The sequence below is a fragment of the Legionella tucsonensis genome, from assembly GCF_001468035.1.
In the GTDB taxonomy this organism is placed as follows: domain Bacteria; phylum Pseudomonadota; class Gammaproteobacteria; order Legionellales; family Legionellaceae; genus Legionella; species Legionella tucsonensis.
This window is the reverse complement of sequence record NZ_LNZA01000008.1, coordinates 1-19,199: the sequence shown is the minus strand read 5'-3', so window position 1 is coordinate 19,199 and position 19,199 is coordinate 1. Positions and strand designations below refer to the sequence as shown.

The following is a 19,199-nucleotide window of genomic DNA, read 5'->3' as shown; positions in this document are numbered from 1 at the left end:
AAATGTGAGTTTAGAGATCGTGGCTAAGGTGGCGTAACTAACATATATTTCAAAATAATTTTATTTGCCTAATAAATAGGCATGTATTGTATAAAATAACATAAAAAAACACAAGTTATCTAAAATATGTGAGGATAAATCATAAGAGATAGAACCTTTAAAAAATTATGCTCTTTCTTGCTAAATTGATATTCCCACGAACCAACGTTGTCTTAACCAAAATGCAACATTTACAAGTAGAATAAGAACAGGTACTTCAACCAGTGGACCAATGACTGTTGTAAAAGCAATGGCAGAGTTGAGTCCGAACGTGCCAATTGCTACAGCAATAGCCAATTCAAAATTATTGCTTGCTGCGGTGAATGAAGCAGCTGTTGTTTTTTCGTAGTTCGCACCTATAATTTTTCCCATTACAAAACTGATAAAAAACATAATTACAAAATAAATCGTCAGTGGAATAGCAATGCGAATTACATCAAATGGAAGTTGTAAAACCATAGATCCTTTCAAAGAAAACATCGCCAGAATTGTAAACAGCAGGGCAACCAGGGTGATAGGAGAAATTTTTGGTAAAAAATTGGTTTCATACCAATACAGTCCTTTTTGTTTTATCAATACAAAGCGGGTTAGAAAACCAGCAAAAAAGGGAATCCCAAGATAAATAAAGACACTTTCTGCAATAGTCATGAAATTGATATGAACTATTTGTCCAGCTAAGCCTACTAGTGGTGGTAGGACTGTGAGAAAGAACCAGGCATAGATACTAAAAAACAACAGTTGAAAAATGCTGTTAAAGGCCACCAAGGCTGCAACGTACTGATTATCTCCCTCAGCAAGCTGATTCCAGACAATCACCATGGCAATGCACCGTGCCAAACCAATGAGAATAAGTCCCGTCATGTATTCGGGATAACCATGCAAGAATAACGCAGCAAGCCCAAACATGAGAAATGGCCCAATAAGCCAATTTTGAATTAAAGACAATAACAGGATGCGCCAATCTTTAAATACCAGCGGTAATTCTTCATATTTCACCCGAGCCAAGGGAGGGTACATCATTAAAATTAGTCCAAGTGCAATGGGAATATTGGTGGAGCCAATAGATAAGGAATTGATAAATTGTGGTGCTCCAGTAAAGAGTGAGCCGATCCCAACACCTGTGGCCATGGTTAGGAAAATCCAGAAGGTTAAATACCTGTCTAAAAAAGAAAGACGTCTGGTGCTGCACGTGCTCATGACAGCAACTCCTTTTCTATCCGTTGTTTCAGTTGCCTAAATACCTCTTCAAATGCGGTATTAATTTGCATTTCAGAGCCTTTTACTTTAGCTGGATCAGGAATACTCCAATGGAGTTTTTTGGGATGTCCAGGGAAAATGGGACAATTTTCGCGAGCTGCTTGGTCACATACTGTAATCACTAAATCAATTGACTCTGACTTAAATTCATTCCAGGATTTACTACGAGGCGCATTTGGTTTTATACCATGATTGGCAAGTGTTTCTGCTGCTTTGGGATGTACGCTTCCAGTCGGATCGCTACCTGCACTGAAAGCCAGATAGCGTCCATTGGAGTAATGATTGGTTATAGCTTCAGCCATAATAGACCGACAGGAATTACCAGTACAAAGAAATAATAATCTTATCGGTTGGGTATTCATCAGCCACAACATCCAGTTGTTTTTGTATCACAGCAGGAGGTTGATGTGCTTTTTTCTGGCATGCAACAAGAGCTTTCTGTTGCTGCTCCACCAGAAAAAAATTGGGCATCTTCCATAGTATGATAGGCTTCCCATGCAATTCCACTTGGATCATTGACCCATGATTTTTCTGATTTAGCATAGCAACAGGTTGTTTCACCATCGCTATGAGTTGAAATATTGGCTTCTGAAAATTGTTTTCTTAATGTCTCTAATTCAGCGGCATCATCTACTTGAATGCCTAAGTGTTCAACCCCATGCTTGCCAGCACGTGTTGAAATTGCAAAATTGATGCGTGGATCGTCCAACATCCATTTGGCATAATCCCTTTTTTCTTTGACAGGCTTGCTTCCAAACAAAGCATTATAGAAACGGATGCTATCAGCGAGGTTATTCACGCCAATATGAATATGAAAACGTTTCATGATTTACTCCTTAGTAGAAGGACAACAACTATTTAATTCAATAACCAGACAATTTTTTGTATCAGGTTGTTGAATTTTGACTTGTTGTTTGCTGCAACAATCCTGAACCATGAAGGCGATAAAATCGCGCATTAACTCAAAATTGGCTGAATAAAAAACATAACGCCCTTTACGGCACGAGGTGACAATCCCAGCATTCGACAAATGGCTTAAATGAAATGATAAAGTATTGTGTAAGATACCTAATTCATCACCAATCGCACTTGCTGATAACCCTTCAGACCCAGCCTGAACAAGTAATCGAAATACTTGCAAGCGGGTTTCTTGCGATAGGGTGTCAAATATTTTTAGAGATTCTTTTATGTCCATACTTCTAGAATAGTGGAATTATTTGATTTGATCAAGTGATCTTTGTGTCAAGTTGAATTCTGCCCTCGAGTTGTTCTCATGAGTTTAGCGCAATTTTTCTTTTTCATTTGACAAGTAAAACGATTTTTTATAGCTTAAAGGGTAACGCTTTTCCTAAGCGAGCTCCCTTCCAGTGCAAAACTCTCAGAGAGTAGGAAATTCGATTTTTATATTTAGAAAAATAAATATTAGGAAGGGAGTGTTTATTTTTCGCTAATATAAGGATCGAAATGATGTCATTGTCCATTCCTTCAATAAAGTCTCTTAAATTATCAGCAAAACAAATAGCTTCAGCAAAGAATATTTCACTAAGCCAAGCCCTTAATCTTATTGCCAATGATTATGGGTTTACCCATTGGGCATTAATGCATAAATATTTTAAATCAGTGCGCATGAATAATGTTGAATCCATTTGGCAGTCATTTCTTCCTGGAGAAATGTTATTGTTATCTGCTGCAGAAGGTGCAGGAAAACTCTCTTTTGCTCTTAACCTGGCTTTATATGCAGCACAGATTAAATTACCGGTTAAATATTACTCTATGCATGTTAATGCCTCTTTCATTTTTGAGCGTTTAAATAAAATTTCAGGTTCAAATTCAAGTGATTGGCAACAAGGGAAATGTATCGAGATCGAGGAAAAATGTTTTGACCAAAAAACTTTAATAGAAAAAATTAAAGAAGAGAGGCCTGGATCTTTATTAATTATCGACTATTTACAAGCAATCACATCTCATCAAGAAAAAAGAGAGCCATATCATGTTTTTTTGCAAGAACTGAAATTAATAACAAAACAGCGTACACTAAGGGTATTAATACTCAGTCAGGTTAATAAAGAAATTAATCTCGAATCTTTGGATTACATTGCAGGCGGGCGATCCATCAGTAAACATTTCACCCATGTGATTTATATAGAGCCACAGCAACAAAAAAACAACGACGAACGCGAAATTCTTCTGGTAAAATCAATACATTATCAAAAGCAAAGATCGCTTTTTCAGTTTAATAAAGTTAATTATCGTTTTGTTTAATCATTTTTATATTGTAAGGGTAGCCAAGACTTATCTTTGCTACCTTTATTTAATAAATGGAATCTGATTGGTTATGATTTATTTTACGAATTAAATGTTCTTAGCCTGTACATTTATGGCGAGGAGGATGTCAAATCTGTTCTTCTCTCTAAAGTAGGGCTACAATTGGGGTTAAGAATACACTCCCCACTCAGCCTCGCATCAAAAAATCTTAGTCCAGTTTGCCTAATTTTAGAATTATTAGGTTTGGGATTTTTTTCTGATGTGGGTAATAGAGTATTATTTTGAAGTGCATCTGGAGTATGGTTTTGACTCATTTTTTCTATCAATGGCTTCTCCATCTGTGAAGGATATTGAGTCGATTTTTTTCTATGAAAAACGGTAGGCCAAGTAAAAGCTATCGATACGAATACTAAAATGACTGGAGACAATATTGCCATGGTAATGGTTAATGCAAGTTTTGCCCCTATTGCTTCTCCCAGCGTTTCACCAACATGAATTCCGCTTCGGATTCCACCGGCAACAGAATAAGCAAGAGAATCACCTATCAAAGCAAATAATTTGAGCATATTGATGGCTCCATGCTTTATCTTTTGTGCTTTTGTTTGGTTTTCTTCCGGTGGTTGATATATTGATTCAAATTTTTCTTTTAGATCGACATATGTTTTGGGGTTAAAGACCTTATATACTTGTGAGAAAGTATTAACAACCATGGTTGTTGAAGTACATATCATAGCAATAACATGTGCTAAAAGGGTACCAGGAGTTGCACCTAGAGCATTAAAAAGCTTATTAACCCCTGATACAGTAGTAAACCAAGTTAGCGTCGCATAAACAGCTAAAAAGACCGTACTTACTACTCCTAATAAGACACATCGCAAAAGACCATAGGGTTTTTTATAATCTTCAATAAAAAGATTTTTAAATTTTGCATAATTTTCACGTATGCCTACAGCTTGAAACGAATAAAAAGAAATCGCTGCAATCACAGATAACCCAATCGTAACTGCCAAAACTAGAGGGTTAGAGGCGAGCAAACCTGCCCCCAAAAAAGTGAGAAGTCCTACGAGACCAGCATATCCAGAAATGCCCGCAGAAATACATGCCAACAAGGTCACGATACCAAAAAATAATTTCTGACCTCTATCGGATATCGTTTTTTCTTTTATATTTTCTTCAAGGGTCTTAAACGTTTTTTGTTTTTGAGGCTGAAAGCCAGCACTATCAAGCATGGCTTGCCCACGACTTAATAAACAAACTATTCCATTACAGAAGGAAAGTACTACCGCTAAGGCGAGGCTAACGCCAAAGGGAGCTCCTAAAGTACTTAATAATCCCAGGCAAAATACCATACATAGCGCCATGGAGGTAACGACTTTGCCAATGACTAATGGCACTCCTTTTAGCAGCCTATTTCTATTTTGAATGGGGGTTCTTGCAAATTCTTGGCCAGTGCTAGAGTAGGTAGCAATTTGTAAGACGTGTTCCTTAGATAATCTTTTGCCACCCGAAAGGATCTCTCCCCACTTAAAGGTAAGAAAACTCCAAAAATGGTGGGAAAACGGACGTTCTAGAAGATCTGTTATTCGAAGATCCCCATTTAGAATGGCTTGTTGGACTTTTTGCGATTCTTTTTCAGTAAATTGATATTGGTTAAAAGAAGCAATAATCCAATCTTTTTGAGTACGAAATTTTCTCCTTAAAACCATTAAGACTTCAGGACGTTTATGAATAGAAAAATCGATGTGATCTTGTTCTAATAAACTAACTATTTCTTTCATTGTCGACAAATCCCTTTTAATGCAAAACCAGGGTAGCTTATTTATAATTTCACAAGAATTCCATTTAAATTTTTAAAAAATTATCAATAAGTAGGATAACGCTATCTTTTTCATTTGACATACTTTGCGAGTTCCATTCTAATCTTATTTTTTATCATGATATGGACCATCATGGCATTTTTGAATTTTCTAAAACCAGCTCCTTATCTTCATCAAATTCAGGATAAAACTATTGTTACACGGCAATATCGTTATTGGCGTATTCGCACCTTTTATGCGATGTATATAGGGTATGTTTTGTTTTATTTTACGCGAAAAAGCTTTACCTTCGCGATGCCTGCATTACAAAGCACTTTGGGGATGACGAAAACTGAATTGGGAATGATTGCTAGCATTTTGAGCTTAAGTTATGGCATCAGCAAATTTTTGAGTGGAATTCTTGGCGATAAGTCAAATCCTCGTTATTTAATGGCGATTGGGCTAATTTTGACAGGTATTTTTAATATTTTGTTTGGTTTGTCTTCCACTTGGTGGTTATTTGCTATTTTTTGGGGATTAAATGGTTGGTTTCAAGGGTGGGGATGGCCAGGATGTACTAAATTATTAACACATTGGTATTCTCAATCCGAACGTGGTCGTTGGTGGAGCATTTGGAATACATCGCATAACGTTGGTGGTGCATTAATTCCATTGATTGTTGCTATGTGCGCGCAGTATTTTGGCTGGCGTTCAGCCATGTTTGTGCCTGGGATCATCTGCATTTTAGGAGGTGTTTTTTTAATCAATCGTTTAAGAGATACTCCGCAGTCGCTTGGTTTACCTGCGATAGAGCAATATCGAGAAGATTCTTCTGGTTTATCAAATCACCACCAAGAAAAAACAGAACTCTCAGTCAAAGAAATTCTTTGGAGTTATGTGTTAAGCAACCCATATATTTGGATACTGTCCATTTCTTATTTGTTCATTTACATTGTCCGAACAGCAATTAATGATTGGAGCATGATGTACTTAACGGAAGCGAAGGATTATTCCTTAATCACAGCAGGAAGTTGTGTCATATGGTTTGAGGTTGGTGGTTTTTTTGGAAGTCTGGTGGCCGGCTGGCTTTCTGATAAAATATTTCAAGGAAAACGCAATCCAATCAATGTTCTCTTTACTGCAGGTGTATTTGCCACTTTGTTGCTATTTACGTTGACTAGGGGATATACACCATTCCTCGATTCTTTATTTCTTTTTTTCTTTGGTTTTTTTATCTTTGGACCACAAATGATGATTGGTATGGCGTGTGCGGAGTTATCACATAAAAAAGCAGCGGCGACTGCAACAGGCTTTGCCGGATTTTTTGCTTATTGTTTAGGAGCTGTTTTGGCAGGAGCTCCTTTGGGTGCAATTATCAAAAATTACGGTTGGGATAATTTCTTCCTTACATTGTTTATTTGCTGCTTGATTCCATTTTTTATGATGCTGCCACTCTGGCACGTGAAAGCCCGTCCAGAGTATCGTGAATCAGAGTTTTCAGGAAAATCTGAGTTTGCTTAGTGACTGGTTTTCCTAAAAAACGCGCAAGGATCTTAAACCACGTACCTTAACCGATTATCACCGCGTGTTGCATGAGTCCTTTACCAGCGTAATCAACCGTTGCATAAAACCCTGGATAAGCACGTCCTTCTTACAATTTCGCTGGCATTAAAAACTCCCACGATTTTTTCATAGGCAGTGATGAGAAGATAAGATTCGTTGTTAGCTATCTGGCTTTTCTTCAATAGAACCTGAAAATTTTTTGAAGTACAGAGAACTGTAAGATAAGGGTAATGAAAGTCTTTACCCTGTCTATAGCAGAAATAAATTGATTTCTATTTTCTTGCCAAGTTTTTTTAAATAAAGCATTACTGAATCTTATATTGTCAAATTATAAGTCGTTATTAACACTTCTACAGGATTTATCTATCCACAATAAATTTTATGTCTTGCTAACATTCAGGTATCTTTATGCATGGGTGGGAATGTCACTGTCAGTTGTCTTCATCAAGCCATTTCTGGGTTTGCTTTTTCCATTCAGCGTAACATTCATTACCACAAAAATATCGGACATAATCATCCCCCTCAAACGAATTGGCCGCTGATTTTGGAACCTGTTTAAGGCAGGTATAACAGCTTTCTGTTTCACAGTTTTCCTGAAGATTAAATTGCTCAAAAGAAGTTAATATGGGCAAGATTTTTCTATCTTCTTCGGCATGGGTTTTCAGAGGTTCTTTATGATGCCCCAGAGCCAGTCCTCCGATGATGGCATGCTCTTTAGGGATTGAGATTTGCTCTTTAGTAAATGCTTCATCCAGACTAACCCAACAACAACCAATATCAAGGGCAACAGCCGCCAGCCACATATTTTGCATGGCAGCTGCACCGCTGTATAAGTGCTGGTTATGCTGTTTTAACCACTTATCAATATCAACGCTGGTATCAACAGTTACAATAATTAAAAGCTGAGCTTGTGAGAGAAATGAAGCATGTTGGGCCTTGTCAGCCAATATCTTGAGTTTGTCTTTATTGCGAATCAGCGTGAAATGCCAGGGTTGTGAATTTAAAGGGCTTGGTGCGTATTGACCGGCTTGAAGGATGGATTCAATATCCTTCTCTTTTAATTCTTTATTAGTATAAGCGCGAACAGCACGTCTTTGCTTGATTAATTCTAAAATATTCATATTAATAATCCTCGTTGTTATTTATATTAGCTACCTATTGCAGCTTTACAAGTGCTTCTGAGCAAGCAGATGGCCAAAGACACCTTGTTTCGGCTTGCCATGTTCATCCAGTTTATGCAGTTGGCCTGGTTTTTCTTTGTATTCCAGAATCGACCAGCCACTGTCTTGATAAAAATGATACAGCTCATTTGTTTCTCCCAGATAGGTAAAACTTTCAGGATAGCTATAGGGTTCAGCCTTGATGGGAAAAACCAGAAAATTAACTCCACCTGTTGAAGTTAGTGATTGCAACTGCGTCAGCAATGGTTTAATACTTGACGGATTTAAGAACTGAAGGGTCACAGTGGAGTAGATGAAATCAAACGATTTATCTTGGATTGGAAACGGTTGATTCAAATCATGAATATGGGTTTCAATGTTCGATAATTGCTCTTGTGCTGCGATATGTCGAATATTCTCAATAGCCTCTTCATTCTTATCTACACCGATAATGTCGTGTCCAGACAAGGCAAAATATAATGGATTTCGACCTGAACCGCAACCAACATCTAAAATTGCCATTTTCTCCTGTTCATACAGATATGTTTGATGAATGGTCCATAAGTCGTGATGGATAGGTGCAAGACGATATTTTTTCTCAAAATAGCGATGCGGGTGGCAGAAAAAATGCAAGGAAGCCATGAAATTGGCGCTTGTCGAGGCAATTTTATGCCATGATGCAGGTGGTATCATAAGCGTTGGCGACTTCGGAGTTAATATATGATGGGACAATTCATTCGCATGCCCATCTAGAAAAACAAAGTCAATAGTACCTTCATGGACCGTCAAGTGGCCCCAGGTACCTTCTTTGGTGCTGTGTTTATCAAGAAAAAATTGAAGGTTCTTCTCGCTATTGATCTCGATTTGTTTGTATGCCTTTAAGGTTGTGATGGTTTGTTGATGAATGTTCATGATGATGCCGGAGGTTTTGATGAGTTTAATAAGCCTAACTGGTTCATTAGCAGATTGTCCAATGACCAGCGTCCCGCTCCTACAACCAACAAATAACAAGCCCCCATTAACATTGCCCAGTCGGTTCTGGATTCATGCATAAAGCTCCAGAAGCCATAACGATTGAGATTGCGAACATGAAAAATCCACCAATCGGTCCCTATCCAGATGGGAATTTTGGTGGAAATAAAAGCAACCACCATGATAATTATTAGCGGAATACTGGCAAGCCGTGTGAATAAACCTAACAATATCAATAAACCACAAGTGAGTTCAACCCAACCAACGAACGGCCCCATGAGATAAGGAAAGGGGATGCCGATTCCCATAAAGCGACTGGCACCGAGTATATCGGGGTATATCAATTTTTGGATACCTTCTGGTAAGAAAACCAGGCCTACGGAGAGACGAATAAATATCACCCAAGGGGAGGCAGCGCTGTATAACACGCATTGGAATAGATTTTTAGTCATTCGATAATCTCCCATTTATTGACCTTTTAAATAGTAGCGATGAAAACGGTGCCACAGTAGACCCAACACGATTAATAACAAACCCGAAAGCCAAATGACGAAGGGTACCCAGAAAGCCAGAAATAAACAGGAAATAAGGCCAGTCAGCGCGATAAAATTTGGGTAGAGTCGTTGTTCTTTGGGTAAGTACAGGGCTGAGAGATTGGTAATTGAATAATAGATTAAAACCGTGAAAGCGCTAAAGGACCAGGTGGTTTCAACGCTGCCAAACAAAGCAAGACCGGCAATGGCAAGACCAATACCAACGACCGCTGCAACAGGTGTGCGATGTTTGCTGGAAACAAATGCAAACATATCTGGTAAATCCTGTTGACGTCCCATAGCCAATGCTATTCGGGAAAGTCCTAAAATGAGATTCAACAATACACCTAGCATAGCGGTGCATGCACCGACAGAAATAAGGATAACCAATCCAGGCTGGTTCATGGCACTGGCTGCTATTTCAAGCGGGGTGGCCCTACTTTCTGTGGCGGTTGCCAGTTGGGTTGAGCCGACAGAGCCAATGGCCACCACAGCGACTAAAATATAAATGACAGCACTTACAATCAGGGTGATGATAATGGCTTTGGGGATGGTACTTTTAGGTTCTTTAACCTCTTCACCCATGGTGGCAATCCGGCCATAGCCGGTATAGGCGACAAACATCAATGCAGTAGCATATAAAAAATGACCAAATCCCCCGTCAGTTGTTTTGGGAAAAAAGGGTGTTAGATTTTGTCCGCCATGTTGCAGCAGGCTGGGTAAACCTAAAATAACAAAGACTAACAAGGATAGCAGTGTTATCGATACGATAATCATGTTGGTTTTGTTGGAACGCCTGATACCGCTTAATACAATCAGAATTAAAACAATCACAACCGTGACAGCAACAGGGACAATGGATATTGCTCGAAATCCAAACAAATGTAAGAAATACCCGGCAAAACCTAATGCAGCCGTTGCGGCCGAAGCGGTTTTGGCGCATAAAAACATCCAGCCAGCGGTAAATCCTAGAGACGGGTGAAGATAGCGATAACCGTATTCATAAGTTCCACCGCTCACCGGATGACTGGCTGCAAGTTGTGCGCTCGATAAAGCATTACAGGTTGCAACCAATGCGGCAAGCATAATAGCAAAAATAACTGATGGTCCGGTCACTCCGGCTGCAACACCAATGCTGACAAACACACCTGTGCCGAGGATAGAACCTAAACCCATCAATGTTGCACCCGACAAGCTAAGATCACGGCGAAGTTTACGGTGAATAATTTTATTGCTCATACACAGTCCCTGTGTAATTTGGTTTAATTCCCATAGGATTTTTAATATAAAACCCACGGCTTTTTATATCAACTACCTAAATTATAAATAAATTTTGGCGATTCCGATACGGGAATGGTCAAGTTCACGGCTGATAAGTTATCTTACTTTGAGATCAATCTTCTTTTGGTCCATGATGGCTTTATTTCAAATAATCACTTTAAAGTGCGCGCTAACAATGCCATGCGGGTATTAAGAGCCATTTTTAATTGCGCCATGTATGAATATCAAGATGGCAATGGCCATCCCATCATTACTATTACCCGGTCAAATCGCTATCGCACACCCTGGTATGGTATCGAGTGGATCGAAAACAAACCGTCATCAAACCGCATCAATTATCTGATTGGTAAAGCGGTTGTTATATTGGTGGAAACCGATAACTATCGCAACGCCTTACTGTGGCATGATTATTTTTATTACTCTTGTTTACCGGCATGCGAAAAATGGAAGCCGCCTCTTTGCATTGGGAGGATATGATCTCAAATCCAAAACCATCACTCTGCAAGACACCAAAAACCACGAAATTCATACACTGCCTATATCTGATTTTGTCTATGAGCTAATGGAACGCAGAAGCCCTAATAAAACCAGTGAATTTGTATTTCCGGCTGATAGTAAAACCTGCTACATCTACGAAGCTTATATGATAGAGCGTTTACGTGTACAATTTGACATGAGATCGACTGAATTGAATTCTTCGAACATTTCTAACCCTTTTTAAATCGAATTCTAAATAGTATGCGTTGAGTTAAATAAACTGTGCGCCTCAATAATTAAGAAAAGCTGATAATGAAAACAATAAATAATAATATAGAGTTTAATACAGGTTTTTTACTCTTTTTTTTTGGATACTATTTTCTAGTTATATTTTTAATCATGATATCTCGAGGCCAATATATACCTGCACACACAGCTGAGTCCTTATATTTGGGTCTTGAAATGCAACTTGGTTATGCCAAACATCCTCCATTACATGCAGTAATACCTTATATGTTTTGGAATTTATTTAATTATTCCTATTATTCCCTTTATATTTTTACAGCAGCGCTATTAACATTCGGTATTATTAATTCTTACTTCTTAAGTAAAGAGATTTTAACCAAGCAAAAGGCGATTATTGCAACACTTATATATTCGGGTGTTCTAGCCATAAATTTTTCTCAATTAAAAATAAACGCAAACACAATATTATTTCCAATATATCCATTAATAGTGCTTTTTTTTTATAAGGCCATCAAAACTCAAAAATGTTACTATTGGATGTTTTTTGGTGTTTTTGCAGCCCTTGGCATGTTGGGAAAATACAGTACCCTCGTTCTATTGTTTTGTTGTTTCCTTGGCTCTGTATTTACTCAAGAAGGAAGATGCTCATATAAAAAACTAGGAATATATATTGGTTTATTAACTTTTTTAATTGTTTTTGGATCTCATGTCATTTGGCTTTTCTTTCACTACCAACCTGCATTAAATTATTTTTCCAATAACGCGCTACAAGCTCGCAATATACCGGCTCAACTATATCTGGGAATGTTGGGGACAACGTCAATTGCTATTTTGTATTGGCTATCTTTTGTGGTGAATTGGAAAAAACCTTTTGTTACAGTCTGCATGAATTTTGAAGCAAGATTTCTATTATTCTGTTGCATTGTCCCAATCATGATTATCATGCTACTACCAATATTAGGTATTCATACTAAAGCAAATTGGTTAAGCGCGTTTTATTTTGGAATTGGAACAGTGCTGGTTTACTTTTCCAGGATTGATTTATCGCAGGGTCTAAAAATAAAACGGAATGTAATTTACGTCTTGTTTACCTACACTTTACTCGGCCTTTTATGCATATTCGGTATTAATATGTCTGGTTACAGCGATAAATATGAGTTTAATCGGGTATCAGAATTCCTTTACGATAATTGGCACAAAAATTTTAACACCAACCCTAGTTATATATGTCATTCAGGAGACTTGGAAGCTATTGCTGCAATTAAACTCATGAATGATATTTATAAAAAAACAAAAGTTAAGCACAAGATACACCTTATTTTAGATTGCAAATTTGATAATAGGCCTGAAATTGATCTTAATGATGTGCGTGAAAAGGGATTAATTACTTTTAGCGATAAGGATGCTGATATTGCTAAACAGATTTTTGACAGAGATCCAATATACAACCAGACTTTACAGTTAAAAGAATATCCTAAACTAAAATCCTCAAAATTAATTAACATGACTATTAAGTTTTATGCTTAAAGAAATTGTTGTTAATTGGTGAGTGCCCCCCGTAATTGCACATCATTACCCATAAGTTATATCTCTAAGAGTTTGTTGTGCTAAAAGAAAATCCTTGAGACGCTGCAAACCAATCCAAAGTGTAGTAGGTCCTGGCTCTGGGTCATTTTTTCTATTCATGTATCCTCTCATAGAAGCAAGGATTTTGATCATTACTTTTAATGGCGGTGGTTTAGCAGGAGGCGCTTCTTTTTTAACGATGAGATGAGCCATTTTCAACTCTTCGGTCGAGAAGATTAACTCACAACTTACATCCGGGAATGCGCGACCCAATATAGAGAATTTTCCAGGAAATAACCATGTATAAAGTTAAGCAGGGATCAAAATGATGCTTTTCAGTAAGCTGTAATTGTTCAACTCGGCAACCGTTTTTTAAAATACGAAAGTACATTTAGCTTATGGTTTTAGAAATTTTGAAAATTATAGAGTGCGTGTTAAGGTGCTCTGCGGGTGATTATAGCTGCCCCCTTAAATGGGAAAGAGCCGCATTTAGGTGTTTAGCATATGGAGCCATGCTTCAACGATCAAAACCATGGCCAAGGTATCTAATTCACAGTATCTCAATAAAGCATTTCTAAGCTCTTCTCGTTCAAAACCACTCATATTTGTAAATTGTAATTTTTCATAAGCTACGCTTGCTATGCGATTTTTTTCTTAGAAATTTGATTGAACGATCACATTATTTATATTCTTTTTAATGAAATTCCATTGTTCAAATAGTTTTTCCTGCATACTTGGATTTATCTGAATTTCTAGCTCCTTCGCATTTTCTTTGGTGTAAAACACATTTAAAACCAGTAAATCATTCCGGGTTGCAAAGGATTTATTCATAGAGTCTATATTTTTTTTTGCATCGTCGACAAAAATAATAGTTCTAATATCTTGCTTTGTATTAGCTAAAATACAAAGCAAGGCTTCACCTTTGTCTTCCCCATCAAGAAACATTATCCCTTGTTGATAAATTACTTCTCGACTAAATTGTGGACAATCAAAATTGCCAGCTATCGATGTTTGATTATTGTTTAATTTTAGTCCGTGTTCACTGAACAAGAACTTCTTGTCAATTATGAATTGATTATCTTTAAGTTGCATCAGAGTAGCACTTAAATGTTCTTTTCCACGTGCGGTTAATCCCATGACTGTTGAGCCTTGCTTTGCAGCGTCCTTTAGAAAGGGCATGACATATTCATCAGTTACTTCCATTTTAACTAATTGAAATAAAATATTCTGGATACGCACTAATTGCTGGTAGTCTTTAGTAAATAATTTATCTGAATTACCCCCCTGTATTTGTAATTCATGTTGCCAGTCCCACCAACCAACGCTGCCTAGGGGTTGTGTCATAGTTATTAATGTGTCATCTAAATCAAATACCATTAAAGTAGTCTTTGGCTCTGCGCCTAGCAATTTATACTGTGCCGCAATATCTGCAAAGGTATCAGTTTGATAATTAATTACTTGAGCAAGAACGGGATTAATAAACAATGAAAAAATGAAAATTATTATAAAACGCATGATAGCTCCTGGTTGTTGTATATCAAGCGTTAATGGTATAGGTTAGACAACTAATTGATTAGACCAAATAATATAAACATATTGTTCGCTATGATAAACAATAAACTTAATCTCAATGATTTAGCCATTTTTGCCTTAGTGGTAAAAAATCGAAGTTTTACTCAGGCAGCATTAGAGGCGGGAATTTCCAAAGCTTGGGTTAGTCAAAAAATTTCTCAGATGGAAACTATTCTTGGTATCAAATTACTAAATAGAACAACACGTTCCCTAAGTCTTACTCTTGGTGGTGAAATTTTATTTGAACATTGTGAAACTATGTTGAAAGAAGTAGCTCATGCAGAAAATCATTTGCGAGAATATGCTGAGGCACCCTCAGGTAAACTAGTTATTACTTGTCCTGAGATTTCAGGTTTGCAGATATTTCCCCGTTTATTACATGAATTTAAATTACTCTACCCCCAAATCAGAACACACTTAATAATTACTGATCTTTTTTTGGATTTAACTCAACAGGGTATTGATTTCGCTTTTAGAACAGGAAAGTTGTCTGATTCAGGATTGGTATCACGCTATATTGGAGTAGTACCACGATGTTTAGTTGCTTCGCCTGAATACCTATCCAAAAATTCACCAATCAAAAGTCCAGAAGATTTATTAGATCATCAACTGTTAAAACATAGCTCTTTGCCTAACTGGCCTTTAAAAAATAGAGAAGACGAATATAAAATTCATGTTAAAAATCCTGTAGTCGAAAGTAATTCTTTAATCTATTTGCATAAAATGGCATGCCTTGATTTTGGTATTGCTTTTCTACCTTACTATTTGTGTTCAGATGCTTTGAATAATAAAATGTTGATTAAGGTATTACCTGATTGGTTTAATGTGGATAATGATTATTATATGGTTTATCACAAAGATAAAAGTGTTCTTTATATAAATCAATTATTTAAAGATTTTATACTGAAATCGGATTTAAAAGAGATGATTTCAAGATAGATATTAGCATAGCTATCCACACACTACCTATGTCTGATTTTGCTTATGAGTTAATGGAGCGTAGAAGCCGGAATAAAACCAGTGAATTTGTATTTCCAGCGGAAAGTAAAACTGGTTATATCTATGAACCTAAAAAAGCGGTGAATAGGGTAGTGGAGTTATCTGGCGTACCATTTACTTTGCATGATCTGAGAAGAACATTCGCCACTATTGCTGATAGCCTTGATTTACCTGCTTATGCTTTGAAGCGATTACTCAATAAAATGAATAATGATGTTACAGCCGGGTATATTATGAAAGATGTGGAGCAGTTACGAAAACCTATGCAACAAGTAGCGAATTTTATACTTGAGCATATGATGGAGACGGCTGAATTATGAATATCAATGAACTAATAGAACACTGGAAATATATCTCACCAATAATACGTGCGCCTCAAAGTACGGAGGATTATAATCAGTTGGCTAATGTCCTTGATCAGCTGTTGGATATAGTCAAGGATGATGAGTCTCATGAATTAATGGGATTAGTTGACATTATCAGTCACATGATTTCACTGTATGATGAAACTCATGACTATTAATAACTTGAATAAAATTAAGATAATGAGCTTCTGATGCGTAAAACTCTATTAATCAGCGATACTCATGGTAATTTGGATATCATCAACGAAAAAGTGAACCAGACACAAGCCGATATGGTCATTCATGCTGGTGACTTTGGATTTTATGATGAACAGAGCATTTATCGACTAAGCCCAAGGGAATTACGCTTGTTAGTATCCCACTCACCAGTGTGGCGACAATATGAAGTTGATAAACAAACTAATCGTGAAAGGTTAATAGAAATCGTCAAAAAAAATCGATTACTAGGTGATTTTCCAGATTATATCTCAGGTGAAAAGAAGTTCTCAGTTCCTGTATATGCTGTTTGGGGAAATCATGAGGATGTGCAAGTTTTAAGGCAATTAAACACCCATCTCAATGTTGAGAATCTGCATTTGCTTGACGAACATCACTTTTATCAATTCCACAACAGTGACAATGAACTTGAATTTTCTCTTTATGGCGTGGGAGGAAATTTTTTGGTCAGTAAAAAGCTATTCGATAAACCTATTGCAGGTAATGGAGGCAAGGTATGGACAGTATTGCACCAATTTGGCGTTTTATATCAGCAAATTAAAAATAAAAGCAAACCTTCAATATTTGTTTCACATGTCAGTCCAGGGAAGGAGCCGCTTTTATCTCGTCTAATTATGCATTTTATGCCTAACTTCTGGATCAGTGGTCATATGGGTGCACCGTTTACCTGTACTTGGAATCAATTTACTATCCGGGAGATGAATGAATCCTTAGATTGGCTAGAGAGCGATATTAATTTAATAGAAGAACAATATCGGCAAGGTCGCCTTACAGAAGAGGCCATATTGGCTTATGAGATAATAAAAAGGCCTATCGATAGGGATGAGTGCTGGTATAAAAAATTGTGGAATATTAATCTTCCAGATGTGGTTGATGGACATGCACTTTTAATTATGAAGGAGAATAGATTTTCATTGGAGACCTATTCAAACGGAATTAAGTTCAATAATTGAATACTGCTATTTGCAGACATAGAGGAAGCCATCTCGGAACGACAAAACACTCTTTAAATATAAAACTCCTCTTGTTCTGGTTTACCATCGAATAATGCCATTAATTCGAATAACAATAATTGAGTTTCGGTAATCAAGAAATCTTTGAATTTATCTTTTTTTAGAGTTCTTTCCTGAACATCTAAGGGAATAAAGCGTGATAGTTCATTGTGGAACGCTTCGCTATAGATAATTTTTTCAATATTGGCAATCATGTGCTCGAGTTTTTCCGGGTAATCACTAATTTTATAATCATTGATTTTGGATAAAACGAACTGTTTGTTGATAGAACTTCCGCGTTGCTGTAACCAGCGTAAATCCCAAATATCTCTATGACGTACATATTTGGTTGTATTAACCAAGGAGATTAATTTATCTGCCATAATTTCATCTGGGCTTTCTGTCAGGATCAGCACATCGCCATAACCATCAGGTAAAAAATCATAATTAGCATTTAGAGCCTGTGGCGTTCTTGTATATGCGGGAATATTGCATACCTCGATTTTAATTTTTTGTTTTGGTAAGTCCTTTCGAGTTGGTGATGTAGTAATGGCAATTTGCCATTTATCAACTTTAATATCTTGATACTCAGGCTCAATAGACATTTCTGCCGGTTCTTTCACCGATACATCCAAACCGTATCGAGAAGCGATATAGCCTTCAATACACTCTTTCATATCCAGTAGTTTTGAAGTGGTAAAATCATAGCCTCCAGCAAAATCGAGATCTTCACTAAAACGTGAAGAACCATAACATAGACGAAGTGATGTACCGCCTTGAAAGGTTAATTTATCCAATAACCCTTGTTTATCCAGAGCAAAAAGCAAATCATAGTGTAATAATTCTTTTTCAATGACAGGCCTCATATGAGAATAGCCTTCTTCCCGCATGGCAAGTTCTACTAATAAATTAAAATCTTCCCTGTTTATGGCGGTAGGTTTAATCATACTAATTCATCCAAATTAACTAAATTCATATTGCGACCAACTCGTTTTAGGTCTCTTAACGCGGCTTGTTTAGTGGCCATTCTAAGCGGTCGCTCATTGATTTTGGTAGTGTTATTGAGAATATCTTTAACTGTCCGCTTAGTATGTGTAAATTCAATAACACCATAGGCTGTCTTGTAGATGCCTTTTCTGCCTGTTGTCATGATCGTTATTCTATCGATAGGAATTTGTGAGATGACGCCATATTCGGATAGCATGGATTCCAAACTGACATAATTGTACTCACCTCGTCTAAGTGTTTTTACAATATGTTCGATGACATAACTGTCAAATTGCTTGGCATCTTCATTAACATATACGTCTCGGCAAGCTCGCTTAAGTATTCCTGATTTTACCAGTCGTTTCAGTCCTTCATTGAACGTTTTAAAGGAGTCCTCTGGAAATAACTTGGATAGATCGCGATTAGTAAAGATGTATTTGCCTTGTCTATCTTGTTCTCTTAGTACATTAATAGCGTGTTCTTTATTCATAAGCGAATCTAAGTGGACGTTTATTCCATAAAATTATAGTATAAATGTCTACTTAAAGCGATTATTTAATTAAGTTTACGGCAATCCTATAATCATATAGTATTTATGTATACTTAAGGCTTATCTCGATGCGCAAAATCTTATTAATCGGTGATTCTACAGTGATGGATCGTGGGATAAAAAGTTTTGGTTATTAAAAACCCGCACGATTTGAGCTTAAAGACAGAGGTCTCCATAGGCTTGGCGGGTGTGTTATCTGCAATTGTAATTAGATAAATATAGCTTTGCAAATATATGCAATTATAGTATTTTGATTTCAAATTGACTTATAGGTTGTGTTAGGATACTTATTTCTCATGTTACGCACATGGACTTGCAGATTGACTAAAAAGCATTAGAGTTCTTCCCTTAATTTTAGGGAGG

20 protein-coding genes and 1 pseudogene are annotated in these 19,199 nt (G+C 36.9%); 8 read left to right on the top strand and 13 right to left on the bottom strand.

Annotated elements, in window-relative coordinates; all coding sequences use genetic code 11:
- Positions 1-180: 180 nt before the first annotated feature.
- Genes arsB through Ltuc_RS12865 form a run of 4 tightly spaced genes read right to left on the bottom strand, consistent with a single transcriptional unit; the run spans position 181 to position 2,491 of the window.
- The gene (gene arsB, locus Ltuc_RS12880) at positions 181-1,236 is read right to left on the bottom strand and encodes an ACR3 family arsenite efflux transporter (protein WP_058521771.1); all 1,056 of its coding nucleotides are present in this window, start codon (positions 1,234-1,236) and stop codon (positions 181-183) included.
- Positions 1,233-1,658 (bottom strand): arsenate reductase ArsC, encoded by a 426-nt coding sequence (locus tag Ltuc_RS12875; RefSeq protein WP_058521770.1) that lies wholly within the window; start codon positions 1,656-1,658, stop codon positions 1,233-1,235. The genes arsB and Ltuc_RS12875 overlap by 4 nt, the downstream gene beginning before the upstream one ends.
- Positions 1,658-2,122 (bottom strand): ArsI/CadI family heavy metal resistance metalloenzyme, encoded by a 465-nt coding sequence (locus tag Ltuc_RS12870; RefSeq protein WP_058521769.1) that lies wholly within the window; start codon positions 2,120-2,122, stop codon positions 1,658-1,660. The genes Ltuc_RS12875 and Ltuc_RS12870 overlap by 1 nt, the downstream gene beginning before the upstream one ends.
- 3 nt (positions 2,123-2,125) lie before the next feature.
- Positions 2,126-2,491, bottom strand: coding sequence for an ArsR/SmtB family transcription factor (locus Ltuc_RS12865; RefSeq protein ID WP_058521768.1), 366 nt, complete (start codon positions 2,489-2,491; stop codon positions 2,126-2,128).
- 269 nt (positions 2,492-2,760) lie between these two features.
- Between Ltuc_RS12865 and Ltuc_RS12860 the strand changes: the two genes are divergently transcribed.
- A complete protein-coding gene (locus Ltuc_RS12860) occupies positions 2,761-3,558 on the top strand; it encodes a P-loop NTPase family protein (RefSeq protein ID WP_133138290.1) in 798 nt (265 codons plus the stop codon).
- Between the two features lie 113 nt (positions 3,559-3,671).
- Here Ltuc_RS12860 and Ltuc_RS12855 read toward each other — a convergent pair whose 3' ends face one another.
- Positions 3,672-5,339: a hypothetical protein gene (locus Ltuc_RS12855; protein WP_058521766.1), complete on the bottom strand. Its 1,668-nt coding sequence runs from the start codon at positions 5,337-5,339 to the stop codon at positions 3,672-3,674.
- A 171-nt stretch (positions 5,340-5,510) separates the two neighbouring features.
- Here Ltuc_RS12855 and pgtP point away from each other — a divergent pair, with 171 nt between their 5' ends.
- A complete protein-coding gene (pgtP, locus tag Ltuc_RS12850) occupies positions 5,511-6,878 on the top strand; it encodes a phosphoglycerate transporter protein PgtP (protein WP_058521765.1) in 1,368 nt (455 codons plus the stop codon).
- Positions 6,879-7,351: 473 nt separating this feature from the next.
- On the opposite strand, the gene Ltuc_RS12845 is transcribed toward pgtP, so the two are convergent.
- Genes Ltuc_RS12845 through Ltuc_RS12830 form a run of 4 tightly spaced genes read right to left on the bottom strand, consistent with a single transcriptional unit; the run spans position 7,352 to position 10,824 of the window.
- A complete protein-coding gene (locus Ltuc_RS12845) occupies positions 7,352-8,041 on the bottom strand; it encodes a DUF3330 domain-containing protein (RefSeq protein WP_058521764.1) in 690 nt (229 codons plus the stop codon).
- 45 nt (positions 8,042-8,086) lie between these two features.
- On the bottom strand, positions 8,087-8,992 hold the full coding sequence (tehB, locus tag Ltuc_RS12840) for an SAM-dependent methyltransferase TehB (RefSeq protein ID WP_058521763.1): 906 nt from the start codon (positions 8,990-8,992) through the stop codon (positions 8,087-8,089).
- Positions 8,989-9,504 carry a DoxX family protein gene (locus tag Ltuc_RS12835; protein ID WP_165480986.1) on the bottom strand — a complete coding sequence of 172 codons (516 nt, stop codon included), beginning with the start codon at positions 9,502-9,504 and terminating at the stop codon, positions 8,989-8,991. The genes tehB and Ltuc_RS12835 overlap by 4 nt, the downstream gene beginning before the upstream one ends.
- Positions 9,505-9,519: 15 nt before the next feature.
- A complete protein-coding gene (locus tag Ltuc_RS12830; RefSeq protein WP_058521761.1) occupies positions 9,520-10,824 on the bottom strand; it encodes an APC family permease in 1,305 nt (434 codons plus the stop codon).
- A gap of 114 nt (positions 10,825-10,938) precedes the next feature.
- On the opposite strand from Ltuc_RS12830, the gene Ltuc_RS12825 reads away from it, so the two are divergent.
- Positions 10,939-11,343: a hypothetical protein gene (locus tag Ltuc_RS12825; protein WP_238584147.1), complete on the top strand. Its 405-nt coding sequence runs from the start codon at positions 10,939-10,941 to the stop codon at positions 11,341-11,343.
- A 312-nt stretch (positions 11,344-11,655) separates the two neighbouring features.
- Positions 11,656-13,116 carry a glycosyltransferase family 39 protein gene (locus tag Ltuc_RS12820; RefSeq protein WP_058521760.1) on the top strand — a complete coding sequence of 487 codons (1,461 nt, stop codon included), beginning with the start codon at positions 11,656-11,658 and terminating at the stop codon, positions 13,114-13,116.
- Between the two features lie 45 nt (positions 13,117-13,161).
- On the opposite strand, the gene Ltuc_RS12815 is transcribed toward Ltuc_RS12820, so the two are convergent.
- Positions 13,162-13,428, bottom strand: coding sequence for an IS4 family transposase (locus Ltuc_RS12815; protein ID WP_162264367.1), 267 nt, complete (start codon positions 13,426-13,428; stop codon positions 13,162-13,164).
- Positions 13,429-13,809: 381 nt separating this feature from the next.
- Positions 13,810-14,670, bottom strand: a complete 861-nt coding sequence (locus Ltuc_RS12810) for a DUF2608 domain-containing protein (protein WP_058521758.1) — start codon at positions 14,668-14,670, stop codon at positions 13,810-13,812.
- A gap of 90 nt (positions 14,671-14,760) precedes the next feature.
- On the opposite strand from Ltuc_RS12810, the gene Ltuc_RS12805 reads away from it, so the two are divergent.
- From Ltuc_RS12805 to Ltuc_RS12790, 4 genes and pseudogenes are all read left to right on the top strand, one after another.
- Complete coding sequence (locus tag Ltuc_RS12805; RefSeq protein WP_058521757.1) at positions 14,761-15,666, top strand: LysR family transcriptional regulator; 906 nt, start codon at positions 14,761-14,763, stop codon at positions 15,664-15,666.
- A 14-nt stretch (positions 15,667-15,680) separates the two neighbouring features.
- Positions 15,681-16,046, top strand: a pseudogene (locus tag Ltuc_RS12800) (site-specific integrase); the annotation flags it as partial.
- Positions 16,043-16,249 (top strand): hypothetical protein, encoded by a 207-nt coding sequence (locus Ltuc_RS12795; protein WP_058521755.1) that lies wholly within the window; start codon positions 16,043-16,045, stop codon positions 16,247-16,249. The pseudogene Ltuc_RS12800 and the gene Ltuc_RS12795, both read left to right, overlap by 4 nt.
- Positions 16,250-16,282: 33 nt before the next feature.
- Positions 16,283-17,260 carry a metallophosphoesterase family protein gene (locus tag Ltuc_RS12790; protein ID WP_058521754.1) on the top strand — a complete coding sequence of 326 codons (978 nt, stop codon included), beginning with the start codon at positions 16,283-16,285 and terminating at the stop codon, positions 17,258-17,260.
- A 53-nt stretch (positions 17,261-17,313) separates the two neighbouring features.
- Here the strand turns inward: Ltuc_RS12790 and Ltuc_RS12785 are convergent, their stop codons facing one another.
- Positions 17,314-18,246 carry a nucleotidyl transferase AbiEii/AbiGii toxin family protein gene (locus Ltuc_RS12785; RefSeq protein ID WP_058521753.1) on the bottom strand — a complete coding sequence of 311 codons (933 nt, stop codon included), beginning with the start codon at positions 18,244-18,246 and terminating at the stop codon, positions 17,314-17,316.
- Entirely contained in the window at positions 18,243-18,776 is a 534-nt protein-coding gene (abiEi, locus tag Ltuc_RS12780) for a type IV toxin-antitoxin system AbiEi family antitoxin (RefSeq protein ID WP_058521752.1), read from the bottom strand. Before abiEi ends, Ltuc_RS12785 begins: the two co-directional genes overlap by 4 nt.
- Positions 18,777-19,199: the final 423 nt, after the last annotated feature.